Raw genomic sequence first — 21,066 nt, forward strand, 5'->3', positions numbered from 1 at the left:
CGAACCGCTCGACGCGCCGCTTGGCGGCCGCGTCGAGCTTTGTCAGTTGGCGACTATATTGACCAGCTTGCCCGGCACCACAATCACTTTGCGGATGCTCAAGCCTTCGGTGAAGCGCAGTACGTTTTCGTTGGCCCGCGCCGCCGCTTCGATTTCCTCGCGGGAGGCCGCGGCGGGCATTTCGATGTGCCCGCGCAACTTGCCGTTGACCTGGATCACCAGGGTCAGGCTGTCTTGTACCAGTGCCGCGTCATCCACCGCCGGCCACTGGGCGTCGATGATCGCGCCTCGATGGCCGAGTTCGAGCCACAGTCGGTGGCTGATGTGCGGGGTGATCGGTGCCAGCAGCAGGGCCACGCTTTCCAGGCCTTCCTGGAGCAGGGCGCGATCCTGGGCGGTGTCTTGGGCAGCCTTTTCCAGCACATTCATCAGGGTCATCACCTGGGCGATGGCGGTGTTGAATTTGTGATGCTGGCCAATGTCCTGGCTGGCTTGCCTGATCGCCAGGTGAATGGCGCGGCGGATCTCTTTCTGGCTGTCGTTCAGTGCCGCTTTGTCGAGCGCGCCCGGCAAGCCGGCGCTGACATGGGTCTGGGCCAGGCGCCAGACGCGCCGCAGGAAGCGGCTGGCGCCTTCGACGCCGGAGTCCGACCATTCCAGGCTCATGTCCGGCGGCGAGGCGAACATCATGAACAGGCGGCAGGTGTCGGCGCCGTAGGCATCGATCATCGCTTGCGGGTCGACGCCGTTGTTCTTCGACTTGGACATCTTCTCGGTGCCGCCGATTTCCACGGCCAGGCCGTCGCTCTTCAGTTTGGCGGCGATGACCTTGCCCTTGGCGTCGCGTTCGATTTCCACATCGGCCGGGTTGAACCAGTCTTTGCCGCCATTATCCAGGGTGCGGTAATAGGTGTCGGCGATCACCATGCCCTGGGTCAGCAGATTCTTGAACGGCTCGTCGGAGTTGAGCAGGCCTTCGTCGCGCATCAGCTTGTGGAAGAAGCGCGCGTAGAGCAGGTGCAGGATGGCGTGTTCGATACCGCCGATGTACTGATCCACCGGCAGCCAGTGGTCGGCGGCAGCCGGGTCGACCATGCCTTTGCTGTACTGCGGCGAGGCGTAGCGGGCGAAGTACCAGGACGACTCGACGAAGGTGTCCATGGTGTCGGTTTCACGCTTGGCTGGTGCGCCGCATCGCGGGCAGCTGCACGCGTAGAACTCGGCCATGCGCGCCAGCGGCGAACCGGCGCCGTCCGGTACCACGTCTTCGGGCAGCACCACCGGCAGTTGCTCTTCCGGCACCGGCACGTCGCCGCAGCTGTCGCAATGAATGATCGGGATCGGGCAGCCCCAGTAGCGCTGACGGCTGATGCCCCAGTCGCGCAGGCGGAACTGGGTGCGCGATTGGCCGAGGCTTTTCTTCTGCAGGGCGACTTCGATGGCGTCGAAGGCACCGGGGAAATCCAGGTCGTCGAAGTCGCCGGAGTTGATCAGGCTGCCGTGCTCGCCGTAAGCGTCCTGCCAGGGCGCGGGCGTCTCGTCGCCGGCGCTGGTGCGGATCACCGGCTGGATCGGCAGGTCGTACTTGTGGGCGAATTCGAAGTCGCGCTCGTCGTGGGCCGGCACCGCCATCACCGCGCCGTCGCCGTAGTGGATCAGCACATAGTTGGCGACCCACACCGGCAGCTTCTCGCCGGTCAGCGGATGCTCGACGAACAGGCCGGTGGGCAGGCCTTTCTTTTCCTGGGTGGCGACGTCGGCTTCGGCGACGCTGCCGCTTTTGCATTCGTGGATAAACGCCTGCAGTTCGGCGTTGTTCTGCGCGGCAAGCGTCGCCAGGTGGTGCTCGGCGGCGACCGCCACGTAGGTGGCGCCCATCAGGGTGTCGGGGCGGGTGGTGAAGACTTTCAGCGCGCCGCTCTCGCCGATGCTGGCGAGGTCATAGGGGAAGCTGACTTCCATGCCGCGCGATTTGCCGATCCAGTTGCGCTGCATGGTCTTGACCTGTTCCGGCCAGCCATCCAGGTCGTCCAGACTGCTCAAGAGCTCTTCCGCGTAGGCGGTGATCTTGAAGTAGTACATGGGGATTTCGCGTTTTTCGATGACCGCGCCGGAGCGCCAGCCGCGACCGTCGATGACCTGCTCGTTGGCCAGCACGGTCTGATCCACCGGATCCCAGTTGACCGTGCCGTTCTTGCGGTAGATCACGCCTTTCTCGAACAGGCGGGTGAACAGCCATTGCTCCCAGCGGTAGTAGTCCGGCTTGCAGGTGGTGACTTCGCGCGACCAATCGACGGCCAGGCCCAGGCTTTTCAGCTGGGTCTTCATGTACTCGATGTTCTCGTAGGTCCACTTGGCCGGCGCGACCTTGTTCTTCATCGCGGCGTTTTCCGCCGGCATGCCGAAAGCGTCCCAGCCCATCGGCTGCAGCACGTTCTTGCCGAGCATGCGCTGGTAGCGGGCAATCACGTCGCCAATGGTGTAGTTGCGCACATGGCCCATGTGCAACTTGCCACTGGGGTAGGGGAACATCGACAGGCAATAGAAGGTGTCCTTGCCTGGCTGTTCGCTCACTACAAAGGATTTTTGCGAGTCCCAGTGGGATTGCGCGGCGGCTTCGATTTCGCGTGGCTGATACTGTTCGTGCATGGCTACTGGCGCTGGGGGATGGGGGCTTCGGGAAACGCCGTAGCATACATGACCCCTCGCAACTGAGGGAAACCCTGATTGCACGGCGGGGCAGGCGCCAAGGCTGGCGCATCGCCGTTGGTCGCAGCGTCGGGCTGGTTCAAGGCCTGCCGCTAAGCTTGTTATATAAGCCGGATGAATGAGTCCGGCATGAGGTGATTGGATGGGTGAGTTGCGACGAGCGGAGGCCTCGGGCGGTTTGTACGAACGGTTGTTGCAGCGTCTGGCCGTGGCGCTGGATGAGGCCGATAGTATGACTCGCCTGTCTGCCAAGGCGCCCGATGAGTTGGAGTTGCGTGGCCTGACTGCGGCCGAGGTGGAGTTGATTCGTGCGTATATGGATCATGACCTGAACTGGTTGCGTGGCTGGCATGCCGCTGCCGAGGAGTTGACGCTGATCGAACGTTGGCCCGTGCGCGTGGCCAGGGCCAACCGCGCGGCGCTGAAACCGCTGGGCAAACCATTCGGCAAGGTGAAGCCGCTGCTCAAGCATCGCGTGCAGCTCTGTTGCGCGCTCTGTGGGGTGGTGGCCAATTGGCGGCCGGGGCTGGGTATACAGGCCTGCGTTTCCTGTGGCTCGCAGCTGTTCCGGGCGCGCGATCCCCGTTAGGCTACTGGGCGCTAGGGAGGTGCCCAATGCCGATTCGCTACATCGTCAAACAACTGCTGATGCCGCCGGGTGTGTTACTGCTCGTGTTGCTGGCCGCCTGGTGGCTGCGCAAGCGTTTCCCGCGGTTGGCTGCCGGCTGTTTCGGCTTGGCGTTCGGCGGGTTGTGGTTGATGAGTCTGCCGGTCGCGGTGCAATGGTCGGCGCGCCTGCTGGAGCGTGAGCCCGCGCTGGCCGAGGCGCGCTGGGCCGATCTGGCGCAGCAGGCCGATGCGATTGTCGTGCTCGGCGCTGGGCGCGAACAGGGTGATCCGGCCTGGTCTGGCGATCAACCCAGCTCGATGGCGCTGGAGCGCTTGCGCTACGCCGCGCGCCTGGCCAAGGCCTCGGGCGTGCCGCTGGCGACCAGTGGCGGCCTGCATTATGGTCAGCCGCCCAGCGAGGCGGCCTTGATGGCGCAGGTGCTGGCGCGTGATTACGGCATGCCGGTGCGCTGGCAGGAGGAGGCGAGTCGCACGACTTGGGAAAACGCGACCCTCAGCGCCGGGTTGCTGCACGAGGACGGGGTCAGGCGGGTGCTGCTGGTCACCCAGGCCTGGCACATGCCCAGGGCGCGCTGGTGTTTCGAGCAGGCGGGCTTTCAGGTGTTGAGCGCGCCGGTGGGGTTTCTCGGCGTAGCCCATGGCCGCCCGGCAGGTGGCTGGTTGCCGGAAAGCAAGGCGTTGTGGCAGAGCAGCCTGTTGCTCAATGAGGCGTTGGGGCTGCTGCTCTATCCGTTGGCCTACGGCCAGCCGTAAAGCTCAGTCGGTAGCCCGGATAAGCGCAGCGCAATCCGGGGTCGCCGCGACCCCGGATTGCGCCAAGGCTTATCCGGGCTGCGTAGGGCAGGCCTTGTCCACGGGCTTGACTGTGCCCACGCGGAGCATGGCTACGATCAAGCCTGCCGCTGTCTCCTACAGCGTTCTGGCCATGCGCCCGGCCAGCAACGCCCAGGCCAATAGCAGGGCGCAGAGGATCAGCAGCGGCCAGCCGCGCCAATGCAGATAAGGCGTCAGTTGTTGCATGGGCACCACCTCGCCATAGAGCACGCCCTGTTCGAACTGGGGCAGTTGCTCGCTGATCCTGCCGAAGGGGTCGATCAGTGCGGTCATGCCGTTGTTGGTCGCGCGGATCATCCAGCGTCCGGCTTCGAGGGCGCGCATCTGGGCCATCTGCAGGTGCTGCAGCGGGCCGATCGAACTGCCGAACCAGGCGTCGTTGCTCACCGTCAGCAACAGTTCGCTCTGCGCGGCGAGCCCGGCGGCAAACTCCGGGTAGACCACTTCGTAGCAGATGAAGGTGGCGATCTTGTAGCCTTTGGCCTGCAGCAGCGGCTGCTCGGCCGCGCCACGGGCGAAGTCCGACATCGGCAGGTTGAAGAAGGCGATCAGCCCGCGCAGCAGTTCCTGCAGCGGCACGTATTCGCCGAAGGGCACCAGTTTCTGCTTGAGGTAGTCGCCGCTGCCCTGGCCGAGCACGCTGACGGCGTTGTAGTAGCGCAGCTCGCCACGCTCGTTGGCCTGGCGGATCGGTACGCCGGTGAGCAGTGCGGCCTGGCGGTCGTTGGCGAAGCGCGCCATAACGCTGAGGTAGCCGGCGGCCTGCTCCTTGAGCAGCGGCACCGCGGTCTCCGGCCAGACGATCAGATCCACCGGTTGGGCGCTGAAGCTCAGGTCGCGGTACAGCGCCAGTTGGGCGTTGAGCTGGGCCGGATCCCACTTCAGATTCTGCTCCACATTGCCTTGCATGGCGGCGACCCTGAGCGGTGCGCCGGCCGGGGCGGTCCAGGCGTGGCCTTTGAGGGCGGTGCCGGCGATCCAGGGCGCGATCAGCAGCACCAGGGCGGTGGCGAGAAAGGCTGCGCGCGCGCGCAGTTGCGCCAGGTTGACCAGCAGTGCCGCGCTCAAGGCCAGGACGAAGGACAGCAGCCATACCCCGCCGACGGGGGCGAGCCCGGCCAATGGGCCGTCGAGTTGGCTGTAGCCGGCGTAGAGCCAGGGGAAACCGGTGAGGAACCAGCTACGGAAGGCTTCCTGGGCCAGCCACAGGGCGGCGAAGGCCAGGGCGTCGGCCAGTGGCGCTTCGCTGCGGCGTAGCCAGCGTGCCCAGAGCCAGGCGGCCAGGGCTAGCAGCAGGCCCAGGCCGGCGACGAAGCCAAGGGTGAGGAAGGCGGCCAGGGCCGGCGAGGCGGCGCCGTAGTCGTGGATGCTGACGTAGACCCAGCTGGTTCCGGCGGCGAACAGGCCGAAGCCGTAGTACCAGCCGCGCCACGCCGCCTGGCGTGGGTTCAGGTCGCGCAGGCCGAGATAAAACAGGGCAATCGAGAGCAGTGCCAGCGGCCACAGGTCGAAGGGGGCGAGCGCCAGCGGGGTGATGGCCCCGGCCAGTAGGGCGATCAGGTTGCCGGGCCAGCCGGGACGAGTTATCCAGTGCATTGCATGCAGATCCTTGGATTGGGGGTGGCGCAAGGGTAGAGCGGAATGCGGAAGGGGGGAAGGTTTGTCGGGGGGATGAGGGATTGGGTAGGAGGCCGCCTGCTCCCCGGCGTCTCCTCCCTCATCTCCGCGGTCAGGCCGCGCTTCAGCGCACCAGTGGGGTCAGGCGCAGCAGGTGGATACGGCGGCTGTCGGCGTTGAGTACGCGGAAGCGGAACTCGCCGATCTCGGTCACTTCGTTGCGCTTGGGCAGGTGGCCGAAGGCGCTCATTACCAGGCCGCCGACGGTGTCGAACTCGTCGTCGGAAAACTGGGTGTCGAAGGATTCGTTGAAGCTGTCGATCGGGGTCAACGCCTTGACCAGGAAATCGCCGCTGGGCAGCGGTTTGACGTAGCTGTCTTCCTCGACATCGTGTTCGTCCTCGATGTCGCCAACGATCTGTTCGAGCACGTCCTCGATGGTCACCAGGCCGGCGACGCCGCCGTATTCGTCGATCACCACGGCCATGTGATTATGGTTGGCGCGGAACTCGCGCAACAGCACGTTGAGGCGCTTGGACTCGGGGACGAAGGTTGCCGGGCGCAGCACATCCTTGATGTTGAAGCTCGGCTGCTCGTCCAGCAGCACCAGCGGCAACAGATCCTTGGCCAGGAGGATGCCGATCACGTCATCCAGGCTCTCGCCCACCACCGGATAGCGCGAGTGCGCGGCTTCGATGATCGAGGGCAGGAATTCTTTGGGCGTCTGGTTGGCCCTGATGCTGATCATCTGCGAACGTGGCACCATGATGTCGCGAACTTGCAGGTCGGCCACCTGGATGGCGCCTTCGACTATGGCCAGCGCCTCGCTGTCGAGCAATTTGTTCTGGTGTGCTTCGCGCAGTACTTCCAACAGTTCCTGGCGGTTTTTCGGCTCATGAGCAAAAGCCTGGGTCAATTTGTTCAACCAGGACTTTGGCTCGTTGCTCGATCGGTCTTCGCTCATGGGGAGTTACTCGGGATCCTTGCTGGTGGGCGGTTATTGGTCGTCGGCGTAGGGGTCGGGGTGACCCAGTTCGGCGAGCAGTGTGCGTTCTAGCGCTTCCATTTCCTCGGCTTCGGCATCGTCGATGTGGTCGTAGCCGAGCAGGTGCAGGCAGCCATGAATCACCAGATGCGCCCAGTGCGCCTCCCGGAGTTTTGCTTGTTCGAGCGCCTCGCGCGCGACCACCGGCACGCAGATCACCAGGTCGCCGAGCAGGGGGATGTCGAGCATTTCATCGGGCACGTCAGCGGGGAAGGACAGCACGTTGGTGGCGTAATCCTTGTGCCGCCAGGTGTGATTGAGCTCGCGCCCTTCGGCTTCGTCGACCAGGCGGATGGTCAGCTCGGAATCGGCGCTGCGCTGGCGCAGGGCGAGTTCGCACCAGCTGCGAAACTGCGCCTCGCTGGGTAAGTCGGCGGCTGAGGCCTGGGTGGCGACTTGCAGATCCAGTTCAAGCATGGCCGCTGTCCTGCTCGTCGATCAGCTTGCCGTGAACCCGGTTGTCGTAACGCTCGTAGGCCTCGACGATGCGCTGTACCAGGGGGTGGCGCACCACGTCCTTGGGTTTGAAGTGGGTGAAACTGATGCCCGGCACGTCGCGCAACACATCGATCACGTGGGTCAGGCCGCTCTTGGTGCCGCGCGGCAGGTCGACCTGGGTGATGTCGCCGGTAATCACCGCGGTGGAGCCGAAGCCGATGCGGGTGAGGAACATCTTCATCTGTTCCAGGGTGGTGTTTTGGCTCTCGTCGAGGATGATGAAGCTGTTGTTCAGGGTGCGCCCGCGCATATAGGCCAGCGGTGCGACCTCGATCACCTGCTTCTCGATCAGCTTGGCCACTTGTTCGAAGCCGAGCATCTCGTAGAGCGCGTCATACAGCGGGCGCAGGTAGGGGTCGATCTTCTGCGCCAGGTCGCCGGGCAGGAAGCCGAGTTTTTCGCCGGCCTCCACGGCTGGGCGTACCAGCAGGATGCGTCGGATCTGTTCGCGTTCCAGGGCATCCACGGCGCAGGCCACCGCCAGGTAGGTCTTGCCGGTGCCGGCCGGGCCGACGCCGAAGTTGATGTCGTGCTCGAGTATGGCTTTGACGTAGCGTTGCTGGTTGGCCCCGCGCGGACGAATCATGCCTTTGCGGGTGCGCAGGGCGATGCCGGTTCCGGCGCTGGGATTGGCCAGTTCCTCGATGCCGGACTCCTGCAGGAACAGGTGCACCATGTCCGGTGACAGTTCCGTGCTTTTGGTTTCGCGGTAGAGGCGGCGCAGCAATTGTTCGGCGGAGTTGGTCTGCTCCGGCGCGCCGATCAATTCGAACTGGTTGCCGCGGTTGCGGATCTCGATGGCCAGGCGCGCCTCGATCAGGCGCAGGTGCTCGTCGAATTGCCCGCAGAGGCTGGCAAAGCGGCGCGCTTCATAGGGCTCGAGGATAAAACGATGGGGTTCTATGGGTGTGTTCAAGGTCGTTTGGTGGCCGCCAGTCGGCTGGGGTAGTGAGGCGAAGAATACCGCTAGCGGTGCGCGCGGGAAAGCTCGGACTGCTGCGACTTTAGCATCGCCTGCGGTGGATTCGGATTGTGCCTGAGATCGTGGCAGCCCTGCGTCGGGTGCGTGCGGCGCACCCGGGGCTATTCACTCGCCGAGCAGGCTGCCGCGCAGCGAATTGGGCAGGGCATCGTCGATATGCACATCGACGAACTGGCCGATCAGGCGTGGGTTATCGGTGCGGAAGTTGACCACGCGATTGCTCTCGGTGCGGCCCTGGAGCATGCCGGGGTCTTTTTTCGAATAATCGCTGACCAGAATGCGCTGCACCGTGCCGACCATGCGCCGACTGTTTTCGGCGCCTTGTTGGCTGATGCGTTGTTGCAGGATCGCCAGGCGCTGCTTTTTCAGCTCTTCCGGGGTGTCGTCGGCCAGATCCGCCGCCGGGGTGCCGGGGCGCGCGCTGTAAACGAAGGAATAACCGAAGTCGAAGCCGACATCCTCGACCAGCTTCATGGTCTGTTCGAAGTCCTTCTCGGTTTCGCCGGGGAAGCCGATGATGAAGTCCGTACTGATCAGAATGTCCGGCACCGCGGCGCGCAGTTTGCGGATGCGCGACTTGTATTCCAGGGCGGTGTGGCCCCGCTTCATGGCCGCGAGGATGCGGTCGGAGCCCGATTGCACCGGCAGGTGCAGGTATTTCACCAGCTCGGGAATCTCGGCGTGGGCCTGGATCAGGGCGTCGGAGAATTCCAGCGGGTGGCTGGTGGTGTAGCGAATGCGCTCGATGCCGTCGATGGCGGCCACCGCGTAGAGCAGTTCGGCGAAGTCGGCGAGCTGGCCGTCCAGGGTTTCGCCGCGGTAGCCGTTGACGTTCTGGCCGAGCAGGGTGATTTCGCGCACGCCGTTTTCGGCCAGGTGCAGCACCTCGCTGAGGACGTCGGCCAGCGGTCGGCTGACTTCCTCGCCGCGGGTGTAGGGCACCACGCAGAAGGTGCAGTACTTGCTGCAGCCTTCCATCACCGAGACATAGGCGCTGGGGCCGTCGACCCGCGGTTCGGGCAGGCGGTCGAATTTCTCGATTTCCGGGAAGCTGATGTCCACCTGGGCGATCTTGGTGCTGCGCGCGGCGTCGATCATTTCCGGCAGGCGGTGCAGGGTCTGCGGGCCGAAGACCACGTCGACATAGGGCGCGCGATCGCGGATCGCCGCGCCTTCCTGGCTGGCCACGCAGCCGCCAACGCCGATCACCAGATCCGGGTTGCTCAGTTTCAGCTCGCGCCAGCGGCCGAGCTGGGAGAACACCTTGTCCTGGGCTCTTTCGCGAATGGAGCAGGTGTTGAGCAGGATCACGTCGGCGTCTTCCGCGCGTGCGGTGACTTCCAGGGCTTGATGTTCACCCAGCAGGTCGACCATGCGCGAGCTGTCGTACTCGTTCATCTGGCAACCGTGGGTTTCGATATAAAGCTTCTTGGTCATGCGTACTCGAAAGCTGATTCGAAGAACCGCGCATTATAGTGGCCAAGCGGCTGGCTTCCTAGCATTGCCTGCCCGGTGGCTGTGCTATGATTTGCGCCCTCTTATTTCCCCTTCAGTCTAGACTTGCATCCATGAGCAAACGCGAACCCATCTACAAGGTGATTTTCCTCAACCAGGGGCAGGTGTACGAAATGTACGCCAAGCAGATCTTTCAGAGCGATCTGTGGGGCTTTCTGGAGGTGGAGGAGTTCGTCTTCGGTGAGCGTACCCAGGTGGTGGTCGATCCCAGCGAAGAGAAACTCAAGGCCCAGTTCGACGGTGTGGTGCGCAGCTTCTTGCCGATGCACGCGATCATTCGCATCGATGAAGTCGAGCGCCTGGGCACGCCGAAGATCAGCGAGGCCCGGGGCGGCGGCAATATCATGCCGTTCCCCATGCCCATGCCGGACAAGTAGGTTAGCGGCAGGTACAGGCTGGTGCGGGTTGCATGCGGGTACGGCTGCGCGTGCAGCCGCAGCTCGCTATGGCAGCGGGGCGAACGGCGATTGGCCGTCGGCGGCCTGTAGTTCGAGCAGGTAGTTGCGGAATATTTCGCCGAGTACCTGGGCGGCGATTTCCAGTTCTTCGCGCTGCATGCGCTCCGAAACCAGATCGGCGCTGTCCATGGCTTCGTCCGAGCCATTCACCGCCGCCATCTTCAGCACTATAAAAGCTTGCACGTTGTTCGCCGGTACGCCTTCGCCACGGAAGAACATCATGCCCAGGCGGTATTGGGCCTGGGGGTGGCCTTGCAGCGAGGCCTGCTCGAACCAGCCGAGCGCTTGCGCCAGGTCGCGCGGCGCGCGCTTGCCATCGTAATAGAATTCGCCCAGTTCGTATTCGGCTTGCGGGTCGCCGTTGTGCGCCGCTTGTTGGCAGGCGGTCAGGGCTTCGGCCAGGTCTTCGGGCGCGGTATTCAGCGAGCAACTGCCCGTTGCGGGGATCAACAGGGTGTTGCCGCCGGCGAACGCGAGCAGCGGCAGAAGAAGCAGCAGGCAGCCCAGAGATAGGGTGCGGCCGGTGCAAGTCATGGAGATTCGTGTACCTCAGGGAGCGGTGCGGGCGTAGTTCCCGGCCGACAAGGCACGTCGGCGGTTGCATTATGAAATAAGCGGTAGCGTTCTTACAAAGTCTTTACGGGGTTTTCTCCGTTGACGCAATCTTCGGTATTGCCCGGCAGGGTCAGTAGTAGCCAGGCTAGCAGAGGGTACGCCGGCGTTAGCAAGGCCTGGGACGCATCGATGTGGCGCAACGGGCCGATCAAACCGTCGTTGCCGACCGCCCATCTGGCCAGTAAAAGCAGGCCGGCAACGGCCGTCGCGGCGCATAGCGGGGTGCGCCTGGGCCACTGGATGGCGCCGGCATAGGCAATCAGCAACAGGGTCGCCAGATTGAGCAACAGGCGATAGTCGTCGAGCAGGTTCATCTGCCGGAACAGCTCGAAGAAGGCGCACAGCCCCAGCAGCACGCGGCCCCAGTTCGCTCGACTGCAGGCCCAGCCGCGGCCCAGGGTCAGCGCGGCCAGGCCCAGCAGCGGCAGGCCGAGGAAGCTGCTGGCCTGGCTCAGCCACAGGTGCGCGGCCTGCCAGCTCGGGTCGACGGCGTAACGCATGACGCCGACCGTGGCCGCTGCGGCCGGCAGGAGAAAGCCGAGCTGGGCACAGAACAACGCCGGCTGGTCGGCTTCGCCATAGCGCTGGCGGGCTTTGCCGATGACCACGGCGCAGGCCAGGCAGGCCAGCGCCAGGATGCCGGCGGACAGGACGCTGCTGTATTGCATCAGATTTTTTTCAGCTCGGCGAAGGCGCGCTCGGCGGCGTCCAGGGTGATCTTCAGTTCCACTTCGCCATGGGCGATGGAGGTGAAGCCGGCCTCGAAGGCGCTCGGTGCCAGATAGACGCCGCCATCCAGCATCAGATGGAAGAAGCGCTTGAACCGTTCGGCGTCGCTGGCCATCACGTCGTCGAAGGTGACGATGGCCTCGCGCTCGCTGAAATACAGGCCGAACATGCCGCCCGCCTGGGTGGTGGCGAACGGAATGCCGGCGGCATCGGCGCGCTCTTGCAGGCCTTGCAGCATGCGACTGGTGTAATCGCTCAGCTCCGTGTGGAAACCCGGGCGCTGGATCAGTTTGAGGGTGGTCAGGCCAGCCGCCATGGCCAGCGGGTTGCCGGACAGGGTGCCGGCCTGGTAGACCGGGCCGAGCGGGGCGATGCACTGCATGATCGCGCGCTTGCCGCCGAAGCAGCCAACCGGCATGCCGCCGCCGATGATCTTGCCGAAGGTGGTCATGTCCGGGGTGACGGCGTAATGCGCCTGGGCACCGCCCAGGGCGACGCGGAAGCCGGTCATCACTTCGTCGAAAATCAGCACCACGCCATGTTTGTCGCATTGCTCGCGCAGGCCTTGCAGGAAGCCCGGCGCCGGGGGCACGCAGTTCATGTTGCCGGCCACCGGCTCGACGATGATGCACGCCACGTTCTGGCCGACTTCGCCGAGCATTTTTTCGACCGCGGCAATGTCGTTGAACGGCAGGGTCAGGGTGTGTTTGGCGAAGTCCGCCGGCACCCCGGCCGAGCTTGGTACGCCCTGGGTCAGCAGGCCGGAGCCGGCCTTGACCAGCAGGCTGTCGGAGTGGCCGTGGTAGCAGCCCTCGAACTTGATGATGCTGTCGCGGCCGGTGAAGCCGCGGGCCAGGCGGATCGCGCTCATGGTCGCCTCGGTGCCGGAGCTGACCATGCGCACCATCTCCATGGACGGCACCAGGGCGCAGACCAGGTCGGCCATCTCGGTTTCCATGGCGGTTGGCGCGCCATAGGACAGGCCGTGTTCCAGTTGGCGGCGCACCGCGTCGAGCACGTCCGGGTGGCTGTGGCCGAGAATCATCGGGCCCCAGGAGCCGACGTAGTCCACGTAGCGCTGGTCATCTTCGTCGGTGACATAGGCGCCGGCCGCATGCTTGAAAAACAGCGGGGTGCCGCCGACGCTCTTGAAGGCGCGCACTGGCGAGTTGACGCCGCCGGGGATGTGTTTCTGGGCACTGGCGAAGAGGGTTTCGGAACGGGACATGGTATGACCTTACTTTGATTTGGTTAGCTTGTAGGAAACCGATCCTTGATTCTCGATTACAAGGCCTTGCCTGATTAGCTCATTAATCAGTGCGGTAACTGCGGAGTCGTCCAGTTTCTTCTGGAAAAGAGATTTTATTGCTGAATCCAGTGTCTTGAGTTTTGCAGGCTTGGCCTTCCCTGCTCGATTTAGGTGCTGACGAACATGTTCTACACGCTCCGCCAGGGACATCTGTAGTGGAGATTTCTTCTGATTTTCTGTTGCCACAACGGGTGTGGCGGTGGGCGCTTTCGTTGCTGCCGCGACACCGCTGCGATTAGCCGGAATTCCACATCCTCGCATGTGCTTAAGCAGAGGATCGTAGCCGGTGTCTTTTGATAGCACGACAAAACGACTTTCGGGATCGCTGGCTGATATGCGGCCCATATAGAAAGCGATATGGAAGTCGAGTGCGTTCTTACCGCTGGCCTCTATTTGTATGTATTCCGCATCACTTCCAAATGACTGCAGCTCTACTGCCAGCCCAATGGCAATTTTGCTTTGAGTTGCACCAACAAAAACCTTGATCCGGTAGCCTTCTTTTTTCAATCGCTGTAGAGATGCTGGCTGGATGTTTTCCAAGTCAATCAAGGCGTAATGATTGGCCATAATGCGTCCTTGCTGTCTTAAAAAAGCTGGCTGAAGGCGCGGGCGCGGCGCTCGACTTCGGCGGCCGAATCGGCGCCGAACAGCGCGTGGATCACCGCCACCATGCTGGCGCCACGGGCGATCAGCAGGGCGGCATTGTCCAGGGTCACGCCGCCGATGGCGACGATGGGCAGGTCGATGCGACTTTTCGCCGCGTCCAGCAACTCGAGCGAGGCGCCGGGGGCGCCGGGCTTGGTGGCGGAATCGAAGAAGCGACCGAAGGCGGCGTAGCTGGCGCCTTCTCTGGCGGCCGCTTCGGCCAGTTCCAGCTGCGCATGGCAGGTGCCGCCGATAATCGCCTGGCGCCCGAGCAGGGCGCGGGCGGCGGACAGCGAGCCATCCGTCTGGCCCAGGTGCAGGCCGACGCCGAGGCGCGCGGCCAGTTCGGCGTCATCGTTGATGATCAGGGCGGCGCCATAGCGCTGGCACAGTTCGCGCAGGGCTTCGGCCTGGCGCAGGCGGAGCGCCTGGTCGCTGGACTTGTCGCGGTATTGCAGCAGGGTGGCGCCGCCTTTCAGTGCCGCTTCGGCGTAAGGCAGCAGCTTGTCGCCGGCCAGCAGTTGGCTGTCGGTGATGGCGTACAGGCCGCGCAGTTTCATTGGAAGCGCTCCATCAGCTGCTTTCTATTAATAAGCATCCAGCGGCAGGCGCCGCGGGATAAATTGGCCGTGGCCGGGTTGTTCGGCATCGCGCAGGGTGCGCCAGGTGTAGTCGAGGGCGAACTGCACGGCGCTGACCAGTTCCTGGCCCAGGGCCAGGCGGCCGGCCAGGGCGCTGGCCAGGGTGCAGCCGGAGCCGTGGTAGCTGCCGGGCAGGCGCTGACAGGTAAAGGTATGGCGACTGCCGTCCCGGCAATACAGGCGGTTGTGCACCTGCTGCTCGTCGCCATGGCCACCGGTGATCAGCAGGTGCTGGACATGGGGCAGCAGTTTTTCCGCGCACTGATCCGGCGTGCCGTCCGGCAGTTCGGCGAGGATGCGCGCTTCCGGCAGGTTCGGCGTGGCGATGGTGGCGACGGCAAACAGGCGTTCGCGCATGGCGTAGCCGACTTCATCCTGGCCCAGGGCGCCGCCGCCGCCAGCGCGCAACACCGGGTCGCAGACCAGCGGGATGCCCGGCAGCTGGTGCATGATCTGCAATACCGTCTCGACCATTTCCACCGAGCCGAGCATGCCCAGCTTGACGGCCTCTATCGGCAGGTCGGCGATCACCGCATTGGCCTGGGCCAGCACCCAGTCGCGATCGAGTACGCGGAAGCCGGAGACGTTGACCGTATCCTGCACGGTCAGCGCGGTGACTGTCGGGGCGGCGTGGCAGCCTTGCGCGAGCAGGGCTTCGATATCGGCTTGCAGGCCGGCACCGCCACTTGGGTCGTGGCCGGACAAGCAGAGCACTACGGGGCGGGAAGTAGGCGTTTTCATGGTGCGCGAGCTTAGCATTAAACGGCCCCGATTGAACCGAGGGCAATCCGTTGCGATCAAGTCAGCCGGTTCCGCTTCCAGGGTACGACCCCGATCGTGCCGGCAGTTTTCGCAAGGCGTTCGAAGATGGCGGCCCTGTTGGCCCTGAGGCTTATTCCAGAGCGCTGCAGATGCTGCCCGTGATGTTTGCGCTGGCGAGCATTCTCCCCGTAAGGCCTGTGCTAGAGTGATGATTATTCAAATAACCGGGTAGGCGAGGCGGTGCCAGTCAGGAGAGGAAGGGCTCTTTGGCGCCCCCCATTGTCCGACTTTGCCTTCGTGGGGCCGCATGCGCTACCTCTTGATCCTTCTGTTCGCGGTCTGGCCGCTATGCGCTTCTGCCGTGGTGTTCGATGAGCATACCCGCATGCTGCCGCTTGGCCAGGCCATGCAGGTGTTCGAGGATGTGCGCGGCGATGCGACCATCGACGAGGTCGCCTCGGCGGCACTGCAGGCGAGTTTTCGCCAGCATGACAAGCCGGTGCTGAACGCCGGTTATTCGCGTTCGGTATTCTGGTTGCGTCTGGATCTGGAGTATCGGCCGCAGCGTCTCGAGGGGGCGCAGCCCTGGTTGCTGGAATTGGCCTATCCGCCGCTGGATAAACTGGATTTGTATCTAGAGGACGCCGGGGGCAAGTTCAGGCTGGCCCAGCGTACCGGCGACTCATTGCCCTTTGCCAGCCGGCAGATTAAACACAACAACTACCTGTTCGCCCTCGACCTGCAGCCGCACCAACCGCAGCACGTCTATTTGCGCCTGCAAAGCCAGGGCTCGATCCAGGCGCCGCTGAGCCTCTGGGCGCCCACGGCCTATCTGGAAGAACAGCCCGCGCGTATCTACGTGCTCGGCATCATCTACGGCATACTGCTGGTGATGCTGGTCTACAACCTGTTTATCTTTCTCAGCGTCAGGGATGCCAGCTACCTCTACTACATCCTCTATATCGCCTCGTTCGGTTTCTATCAGGTGTCGGTCAACGGTGCCGGCATCGAGTATTTCTGGCCCGACAACCCCTGGTGGGCGAATGCCGCGACGCCCTTCCTGATTGGTGCGGCGGCGTTGTTCGGCAGTCAGTTCGCCCGCAGTTTCCTGCATACCGGCGAGCACAGTCCCTGGGTCGACCGCACGCTATTGCTGATGATGCTCTCTGGTGCCGGGGTGATGATCCTGGCGCTGACCGCCAGCTATGCGCTGTCGTTGCGCCTGGCCACTTACCTGGCGCTGCTGTTTACCGTGGTGATCTTCGCCGCCGGGATCATTGCCTGGCTGCGCGGCATGCGCGTGGCGCGTTACTTCATCATCGCCTGGACGGCCTTTCTCGCCGGCGGGGCGATCAACTCGTTGATGGTGCTGGGCTACCTGCCGAATATCTTCCTGACCATGTATGCCAGCCAGATCGGTTCGGCCCTGGAGGTCGGCCTGCTCTCGTTGGCCCTGGCCGACCGGATCAATGCGATGAAGGAGGAACGCACGCGGATTCTCCAGGATGGCGGACGCAAGCTGGAGGTGCTGAACCAGGAACTGGCCAACAGCAACCGCCTGAAGGACGAGTTCCTCGCCACCGTCACCCACGAGCTGCGCACGCCGATGAACGGAGTGATCGGCTCGCTGGAGTTGATGCAGACGCGGAGTCTGGACGCCGAGCTGGCGCAGTACCAGAAGACCGCCGCCAGTTCGGCGCGGGACATGATGCGCATGGTCAACGACATCCTCGTCCTCAGCGAGCTGCAGGCCGGCAAACTCTATCCGCGGCGCGAGCCGTTCAGCCTGCGCGGGCTGCTCGACGGTTTGCGCGCGCAGTACGCGCCGCACGCCGAGGGCAAGGGGTTGCGTTTCGTGCTGGAACTGGACGAAAGCCTGCCCGATACCCTCGACGGCGATGCCGGCAAGCTGGCGCAGAGCCTCGGTTATCTGCTCGACAACGCGATCAAGTTCACCAGCCAGGGCGAGATCCGCCTGCGGGTCGGTCGCGGCAATACGGTGGCCGATAGCCTGCCGCTGAGCTTCGAGGTGATCGACAGCGGGGTGGGGTTCAGTGTGCCGCAGGAGACGGCGCTGTATCAGCGCTTCCAGCAGATAGACGGCTCGATGACTCGCGAATACGGTGGCCTGGGCATCGGTCTGGCGATCTGTCGGCAGTTGGTCGGCCTGCAAGGCGGCAGCCTCAGCCATGAGTCGCAGCCCGGCCAGGGCAGCTGTTTCCGCTTGGACGTGCCGCTGACCTTGCCGCTGCCGGTGGCCGCGCCACCTGCACCGCTGCAGCGGGAGCCTGCCCAGGTCGCGCGCAGTCCCGAGCAGTGCACGGTACTGGTGGTCGAGGACAACGCGATCAATCAGTTGGTGATCCGCGGCATGCTACTCAAGCTGGGTTACCGCGTGCATACCGCCGACAACGGTGCCGAGGCGCTCGAGGTGCTGCGGCGCGAGCCGGTTGATGCGGTTCTGCTGGATTGCCAGATGCCGGTGATGGATGGTTTCGCCACCTGCCGGGTGTTGCGCAACTTGCCGGACTGCGCCGAGCTGCCGGTGCTGGCGATCACCGCCCACAGCCACAGTGGCGACCGCGAGCGCTGCCTGGCAGCAGGCATGAGCGACTATCTGGCCAAACCGGTGAAGTTCGAGGCATTGCGCGGCCTGTTGCGCGATTGGGTGTTGTGTCGCGCAGGCTGATGCCGTGATACGGCCTGCCGGTCGTCGCCGCTTGGCGTTTTCAGCGGCTGTTCTGCCCTGAATCCCGCTGTCGGCAAAATCTGAATGCTGGTTCACTAAAGCAATCGTGAATCTGGATTCAGACTATGGCTTATCGCCCCACTGCCTTGCGTATCGACCGCGATCAAGCGCTGCGCGAGCGTATCCTCGCCAGCGCCCTGGCGCGCGTCGCCGATGGCGGTTTCGCCGCCCTGACCATGCAGGCGTTGGCCGAGGACGTGGGCATCGCCACCGGCAGCCTGTACCGGCACTTTCACAGCAAGGGCGAATTGGCCGCCGAAGTCTTCGCTAGCGCCAGTCAATGTGAGCTCGATGCGCTGGTTCAGACCTTGCGCGGCGCGGGCCGGCCGGCCGAACGCCTGGTCGCCGGCTTGCAGCAGTTCGCCGCCCGCGCCTGGCACAGCCGGCGCCTGGCCTTTGCCTTGATCGCCGAGCCGGTCGAGCCGCAGGTCGACGAGCAACGTTTGCTCTACCGCGAGGCCTATGCCGAGTTGTTCGCCGAACTGCTGGAGGAAGGCCGCGTTGCAGGTGTGTTCCGCGTCCAGCATTCCAGCCTGACTGCGGCCTGCCTGGTCGGCGCCATCGGCGAAGCCCTGGTCGGCCCCCTGTCGCCCCCCGCCCGTGCCGCCCGGGAAGCGGGTTGCCCCATCCTGAGCCTGAGTGAAGTCAGTCAGGGTCTGGTCACTTTCTGTCTACGCGCCGTTGGCGCCGAGGAGCCTCAAGCATGAATGCCAGTCAGCAAGCCGAAACCCATGAAGTGTTCAACCAGGTGCCGCCGCTGGACGGGGTCAATCTGTACCGCGTCGACCTGCCCTTGCAGGAATGGAACAAGCGTTTCGGTGGCGGTTGGGCCGAGGCGCGGATCGACACCTATGGCGCCCTGGCCGGCGGCGAGCTGATGGTCGCGGGCTTTCTCGCCAACGAGAACAAGCCGCTGTTCAAGAGCCACGACCGTTATGGCCAGCGCATCGACCTGGTCGAGTACCACCCGGCCTACCACCAGTTGATGAGCGCGGCCATCGAGCACGGTATCCCTTCACTGCCCTGGAGCGACCCGCGCTCCGGTGCCCAGGTCGCCCGCGCCGCCATGAGCTACCTGCACAGCCAGGCCGAAGCCGGTAGCGGTTGCCCGCTGACCATGACCTTCGCCAGCGTGCCGGCGCTGAAACTGCAGACGGATATCGCCGAGCAGTGGCTGCCGAAGATTCTCTCCACCCAGTACGACCCGCGCAACCTGCCGATCGAGCAGAAGAGCGGCGCCACCATCGGCATGGCCATGACCGAGAAGCAGGGCGGCACCGACGTGCGCGCCAACACCACACGCGCCTATCCGGTCGGCGCCGGCGGCCCCGGCCAGGCCTATGAACTGGTCGGGCACAAATGGTTCTGCTCGGCGCCCATGTGCGACGCCTTCCTGACGCTGGCCTACACCGACAAAGGCTTGAGCTGCTTCCTGCTGCCACGCCACCGCCCCGACGGCAGCCGCAACGAGCTGTATATCCAGCGCCTGAAAAACAAACTGGGCAACTGGTCGAATGCCTCCAGTGAAGTCGAGTACCGCGGCGCGCTGGCCTGGATGGTCGGCGAGGAGGGGCGCGGCGTGCCGACCATCATCGAAATGGTCGCGCTGACCCGCTTCGATTGCATGATCGGCTCCAGCGCCCTGATGCGCCAGGCCCTGACTCAGGCCGCCCATCACTGCGCCCATCGTCAGGTCGGTGGCCGGGTGCTCAGCGAACAGCCGCTGATGCAGAACGTATTGGCCGACCTGGCTCTGGAGAGCGAAGCCGCGCTGGCCCTGAGTATGCGCCTGGGCCAGGCGCTGGATCACCCGCAGGACGAGCAGCAGGTCAAGTTCGCCCGTCTGGTCACCGCGGTCGGCAAGTACTGGATCTGCAAGCGCGCGCCGGCGATGGTCAACGAGGCCGCCGAATGCATGGGCGGCGCCGGCTACGTCGAAGACAGCATCCTCCCAAGGCTGTACCGCGAGGCGCCGGTCAACTCGACCTGGGAAGGCTCCGGTAACGTGCAGTGCCTGGACGTGCTGCGCGCGCTGTCGAAGGAACCGGGCGTGCTCGATGCATTGTTCGCCGAGCTGGGCGACGGCCATGGCGATGCCCGGCTCAAGCAGCATATCGACAAACTCCAGGCGGATTTCCGCGACAGCGCCGACTTCCAGTACCGCGCCCGCCAACTGACCGAAGACGTGGCCCTGGCCCTGCAAGCCAAGCTGCTGCTGGAAGCCGGCAATGCCAAGGTAAGCGATGCCTTTATCGCCAGCCGCCTGGGCGAGGGCGCAAGAACCTACGGCACCCTGCCGCGCGGCACCGACGTCGCCGCGCTGCTGGCGCGCAGCACGCCGCAGCTGGTGTGAATGGTAGATTCTGCGCCGAACCATTTTCCATTTTGTTGAATTGCAGTGTGCAACTTGTTGCGCACTAAAATGTGGGTAAGCCTGTGGATACTTCTCTGCAGGTTACGCGGCTAAAGGTCTATAGGAGGGTGCGCAACTTCTTGCACAGTGCTGCGCAAGAAGTTGCGCACTTTTCAGTGACTTAGCGCACACGGTGACTATTACGTATCTTGTGGTCACTCTAATTTGATGGTTTTATTATTGTTTATAAAATTGGCACGATAATGGCTTTCTACTGGACTCCCGGATCATCTCAGATCCCTGACCCAAGGCAAGGAAAGCACTCATGCCAACACCCGCGTATCTGTCCCTCGAAGGCACCAAACAAGGCCTGATCACCGCCGGCACCTTCACCGAAGATTCGGTCGGTAACATCTTCCAGGAAGGTCATGAAGACCAGATCTTGGTGCAAGCCTTCAGCCACCAGGTGATCATCCCGCGTGACCCGCAGTCCGGTCAGCCGACTGGCCAGCGCGTGCACAAGCCGCTGATGATCACCAAGGTGTTCGATAAATCCTCGCCGCTGATCTTCAACTCGCTGACCTCCGGCGAGCGTCTGAACAAGTGCCGCCTGGAGTGGTACCGCACTTCCTCCACCGGTACTCAAGAGCACTACTTCACCATCGAACTGGAAGATGCGGTGATCGTCGACGTGCAGTCGCGCATGCCGAACTGCCAAGACCCAGGCATGTCGCACTTCACCCATCTGGAAGACGTCTACTTCACCTACCGCAAAATCGTCTGGACCCACGAAGTCTCCGGTACTTCCGGCTCCGACGACTGGCGCACCCCGATCTCCGCCTAAACATCGGCTGAGTTCTCGCTCCACCGCAGCGGCCAGGCATCGTCCTGGCCGCTGCGTTTCAGTGCGATGGCAATAGCAAAAAGTCGAATGCGCACGTTCGCCCGGCCGCTTCTGGGGTAAAACGACTGCGC

The 21,066-nt window shown here is 63.9% G+C and carries 19 protein-coding genes; 7 read left to right on the forward strand and 12 right to left on the reverse strand.

Translation table 11 applies throughout. The annotated features are described in order from the left end of the window. Positions 1 to 42: 42 nt before the first annotated feature. Positions 43 to 2,649 (reverse strand): leucine--tRNA ligase, encoded by a 2,607-nt coding sequence (gene leuS / locus P8H27_RS04080; RefSeq protein ID WP_289635373.1) that lies wholly within the window; start codon positions 2,647 to 2,649, stop codon positions 43 to 45. A 202-nt stretch (positions 2,650 to 2,851) separates the two neighbouring features. Here leuS and P8H27_RS04085 point away from each other — a divergent pair, with 202 nt between their 5' ends. Both P8H27_RS04085 and P8H27_RS04090 read left to right on the forward strand, forming a co-directional pair. After that, the gene (locus P8H27_RS04085) at positions 2,852 to 3,298 is read left to right on the forward strand and encodes a hypothetical protein (RefSeq protein WP_289635374.1); all 447 of its coding nucleotides are present in this window, start codon (positions 2,852 to 2,854) and stop codon (positions 3,296 to 3,298) included. Between the two features lie 26 nt (positions 3,299 to 3,324). Further along, positions 3,325 to 4,092: a YdcF family protein gene (locus tag P8H27_RS04090; protein WP_289635375.1), complete on the forward strand. Its 768-nt coding sequence runs from the start codon at positions 3,325 to 3,327 to the stop codon at positions 4,090 to 4,092. Between the two features lie 156 nt (positions 4,093 to 4,248). On the opposite strand, the gene lnt is transcribed toward P8H27_RS04090, so the two are convergent. The 5 genes from lnt to miaB all read right to left on the reverse strand — a co-directional run bounded on the left by lnt (position 4,249) and on the right by miaB (position 9,752). Continuing rightward, a complete protein-coding gene (gene lnt / locus P8H27_RS04095; protein ID WP_289635376.1) occupies positions 4,249 to 5,769 on the reverse strand; it encodes an apolipoprotein N-acyltransferase in 1,521 nt (506 codons plus the stop codon). 145 nt (positions 5,770 to 5,914) lie between these two features. Beyond that, the gene (locus tag P8H27_RS04100; RefSeq protein WP_289635377.1) at positions 5,915 to 6,754 is read right to left on the reverse strand and encodes an HlyC/CorC family transporter; all 840 of its coding nucleotides are present in this window, start codon (positions 6,752 to 6,754) and stop codon (positions 5,915 to 5,917) included. A 33-nt stretch (positions 6,755 to 6,787) separates the two neighbouring features. Next, a complete protein-coding gene (ybeY, locus tag P8H27_RS04105) occupies positions 6,788 to 7,252 on the reverse strand; it encodes an rRNA maturation RNase YbeY (protein WP_289635378.1) in 465 nt (154 codons plus the stop codon). Continuing rightward, positions 7,245 to 8,249 carry a PhoH family protein gene (locus tag P8H27_RS04110; protein WP_289635379.1) on the reverse strand — a complete coding sequence of 335 codons (1,005 nt, stop codon included), beginning with the start codon at positions 8,247 to 8,249 and terminating at the stop codon, positions 7,245 to 7,247. Before P8H27_RS04110 ends, ybeY begins: the two co-directional genes overlap by 8 nt. Positions 8,250 to 8,420: 171 nt before the next feature. Beyond that, complete coding sequence (gene miaB / locus P8H27_RS04115) at positions 8,421 to 9,752, reverse strand: tRNA (N6-isopentenyl adenosine(37)-C2)-methylthiotransferase MiaB (protein WP_289635380.1); 1,332 nt, start codon at positions 9,750 to 9,752, stop codon at positions 8,421 to 8,423. A 131-nt stretch (positions 9,753 to 9,883) separates the two neighbouring features. On the opposite strand from miaB, the gene P8H27_RS04120 reads away from it, so the two are divergent. Continuing rightward, positions 9,884 to 10,207: a DUF1820 family protein gene (locus tag P8H27_RS04120; RefSeq protein ID WP_289635381.1), complete on the forward strand. Its 324-nt coding sequence runs from the start codon at positions 9,884 to 9,886 to the stop codon at positions 10,205 to 10,207. Between the two features lie 66 nt (positions 10,208 to 10,273). On the opposite strand, the gene P8H27_RS04125 is transcribed toward P8H27_RS04120, so the two are convergent. From P8H27_RS04125 to P8H27_RS04150, 6 genes are all read right to left on the reverse strand, one after another. Beyond that, complete coding sequence (locus tag P8H27_RS04125) at positions 10,274 to 10,822, reverse strand: tetratricopeptide repeat protein (protein WP_289635382.1); 549 nt, start codon at positions 10,820 to 10,822, stop codon at positions 10,274 to 10,276. Between the two features lie 92 nt (positions 10,823 to 10,914). After that, positions 10,915 to 11,571, reverse strand: a complete 657-nt coding sequence (locus tag P8H27_RS04130; protein ID WP_289635383.1) for a hypothetical protein — start codon at positions 11,569 to 11,571, stop codon at positions 10,915 to 10,917. Then, positions 11,571 to 12,860 (reverse strand): glutamate-1-semialdehyde 2,1-aminomutase, encoded by a 1,290-nt coding sequence (hemL, locus tag P8H27_RS04135; protein WP_289635384.1) that lies wholly within the window; start codon positions 12,858 to 12,860, stop codon positions 11,571 to 11,573. The genes P8H27_RS04130 and hemL overlap by 1 nt, the downstream gene beginning before the upstream one ends. Positions 12,861 to 12,869: 9 nt before the next feature. Then, a complete protein-coding gene (locus tag P8H27_RS04140; RefSeq protein ID WP_289635385.1) occupies positions 12,870 to 13,508 on the reverse strand; it encodes a PIN domain-containing protein in 639 nt (212 codons plus the stop codon). Between the two features lie 17 nt (positions 13,509 to 13,525). After that, positions 13,526 to 14,146, reverse strand: a complete 621-nt coding sequence (thiE, locus tag P8H27_RS04145) for a thiamine phosphate synthase (RefSeq protein ID WP_289635386.1) — start codon at positions 14,144 to 14,146, stop codon at positions 13,526 to 13,528. 27 nt (positions 14,147 to 14,173) lie between these two features. Further along, positions 14,174 to 14,968: a hydroxymethylpyrimidine/phosphomethylpyrimidine kinase gene (locus tag P8H27_RS04150; RefSeq protein WP_289635387.1), complete on the reverse strand. Its 795-nt coding sequence runs from the start codon at positions 14,966 to 14,968 to the stop codon at positions 14,174 to 14,176. A gap of 328 nt (positions 14,969 to 15,296) precedes the next feature. Between P8H27_RS04150 and P8H27_RS04155 the strand changes: the two genes are divergently transcribed. From P8H27_RS04155 to P8H27_RS04170, 4 genes are all read left to right on the forward strand, one after another. Further along, positions 15,297 to 17,678, forward strand: coding sequence for a hybrid sensor histidine kinase/response regulator (locus tag P8H27_RS04155; protein WP_289635388.1), 2,382 nt, complete (start codon positions 15,297 to 15,299; stop codon positions 17,676 to 17,678). A gap of 125 nt (positions 17,679 to 17,803) precedes the next feature. Next, on the forward strand, positions 17,804 to 18,445 hold the full coding sequence (locus P8H27_RS04160) for a TetR/AcrR family transcriptional regulator (RefSeq protein ID WP_289635389.1): 642 nt from the start codon (positions 17,804 to 17,806) through the stop codon (positions 18,443 to 18,445). Continuing rightward, complete coding sequence (locus P8H27_RS04165) at positions 18,442 to 20,091, forward strand: acyl-CoA dehydrogenase family protein (RefSeq protein ID WP_289635390.1); 1,650 nt, start codon at positions 18,442 to 18,444, stop codon at positions 20,089 to 20,091. The genes P8H27_RS04160 and P8H27_RS04165 overlap by 4 nt, the downstream gene beginning before the upstream one ends. 325 nt (positions 20,092 to 20,416) lie before the next feature. Next, positions 20,417 to 20,935, forward strand: coding sequence for an Hcp family type VI secretion system effector (locus P8H27_RS04170; RefSeq protein WP_271347589.1), 519 nt, complete (start codon positions 20,417 to 20,419; stop codon positions 20,933 to 20,935). Positions 20,936 to 21,066: the final 131 nt, after the last annotated feature.

The sequence above is a fragment of the Pseudomonas sp. sp1636 genome, from assembly GCF_030376615.1.
In the GTDB taxonomy this organism is placed as follows: domain Bacteria; phylum Pseudomonadota; class Gammaproteobacteria; order Pseudomonadales; family Pseudomonadaceae; genus Aquipseudomonas.

Bases quoted from the DNA above. Each gene is read 5' to 3' on its own strand.
- leuS (WP_289635373.1), bottom strand. From the start codon at position 2,649: ATGCACGAACAGTATCAGCCACGCGAAATCGAAGCCGCCGCGCAATCC.
- P8H27_RS04085 (WP_289635374.1), top strand. From the start codon at position 2,852: ATGGGTGAGTTGCGACGAGCGGAGGCCTCGGGCGGTTTGTACGAACGG.
- P8H27_RS04090 (WP_289635375.1), top strand. From the start codon at position 3,325: ATGCCGATTCGCTACATCGTCAAACAACTGCTGATGCCGCCGGGTGTG.
- lnt (WP_289635376.1), bottom strand. From the start codon at position 5,769: ATGCACTGGATAACTCGTCCCGGCTGGCCCGGCAACCTGATCGCCCTA.
- P8H27_RS04100 (WP_289635377.1), bottom strand. From the start codon at position 6,754: ATGAGCGAAGACCGATCGAGCAACGAGCCAAAGTCCTGGTTGAACAAA.
- ybeY (WP_289635378.1), bottom strand. From the start codon at position 7,252: ATGCTTGAACTGGATCTGCAAGTCGCCACCCAGGCCTCAGCCGCCGAC.
- miaB (WP_289635380.1), bottom strand. From the start codon at position 9,752: ATGACCAAGAAGCTTTATATCGAAACCCACGGTTGCCAGATGAACGAG.
- P8H27_RS04120 (WP_289635381.1), top strand. From the start codon at position 9,884: ATGAGCAAACGCGAACCCATCTACAAGGTGATTTTCCTCAACCAGGGG.
- P8H27_RS04125 (WP_289635382.1), bottom strand. From the start codon at position 10,822: ATGACTTGCACCGGCCGCACCCTATCTCTGGGCTGCCTGCTGCTTCTT.
- P8H27_RS04130 (WP_289635383.1), bottom strand. From the start codon at position 11,571: ATGCAATACAGCAGCGTCCTGTCCGCCGGCATCCTGGCGCTGGCCTGC.
- hemL (WP_289635384.1), bottom strand. From the start codon at position 12,860: ATGTCCCGTTCCGAAACCCTCTTCGCCAGTGCCCAGAAACACATCCCC.
- P8H27_RS04140 (WP_289635385.1), bottom strand. From the start codon at position 13,508: ATGGCCAATCATTACGCCTTGATTGACTTGGAAAACATCCAGCCAGCA.
- thiE (WP_289635386.1), bottom strand. From the start codon at position 14,146: ATGAAACTGCGCGGCCTGTACGCCATCACCGACAGCCAACTGCTGGCC.
- P8H27_RS04150 (WP_289635387.1), bottom strand. From the start codon at position 14,968: ATGAAAACGCCTACTTCCCGCCCCGTAGTGCTCTGCTTGTCCGGCCAC.
- P8H27_RS04155 (WP_289635388.1), top strand. From the start codon at position 15,297: ATGCGCTACCTCTTGATCCTTCTGTTCGCGGTCTGGCCGCTATGCGCT.
- P8H27_RS04160 (WP_289635389.1), top strand. From the start codon at position 17,804: ATGGCTTATCGCCCCACTGCCTTGCGTATCGACCGCGATCAAGCGCTG.
- P8H27_RS04165 (WP_289635390.1), top strand. From the start codon at position 18,442: ATGAATGCCAGTCAGCAAGCCGAAACCCATGAAGTGTTCAACCAGGTG.
- P8H27_RS04170 (WP_271347589.1), top strand. From the start codon at position 20,417: ATGCCAACACCCGCGTATCTGTCCCTCGAAGGCACCAAACAAGGCCTG.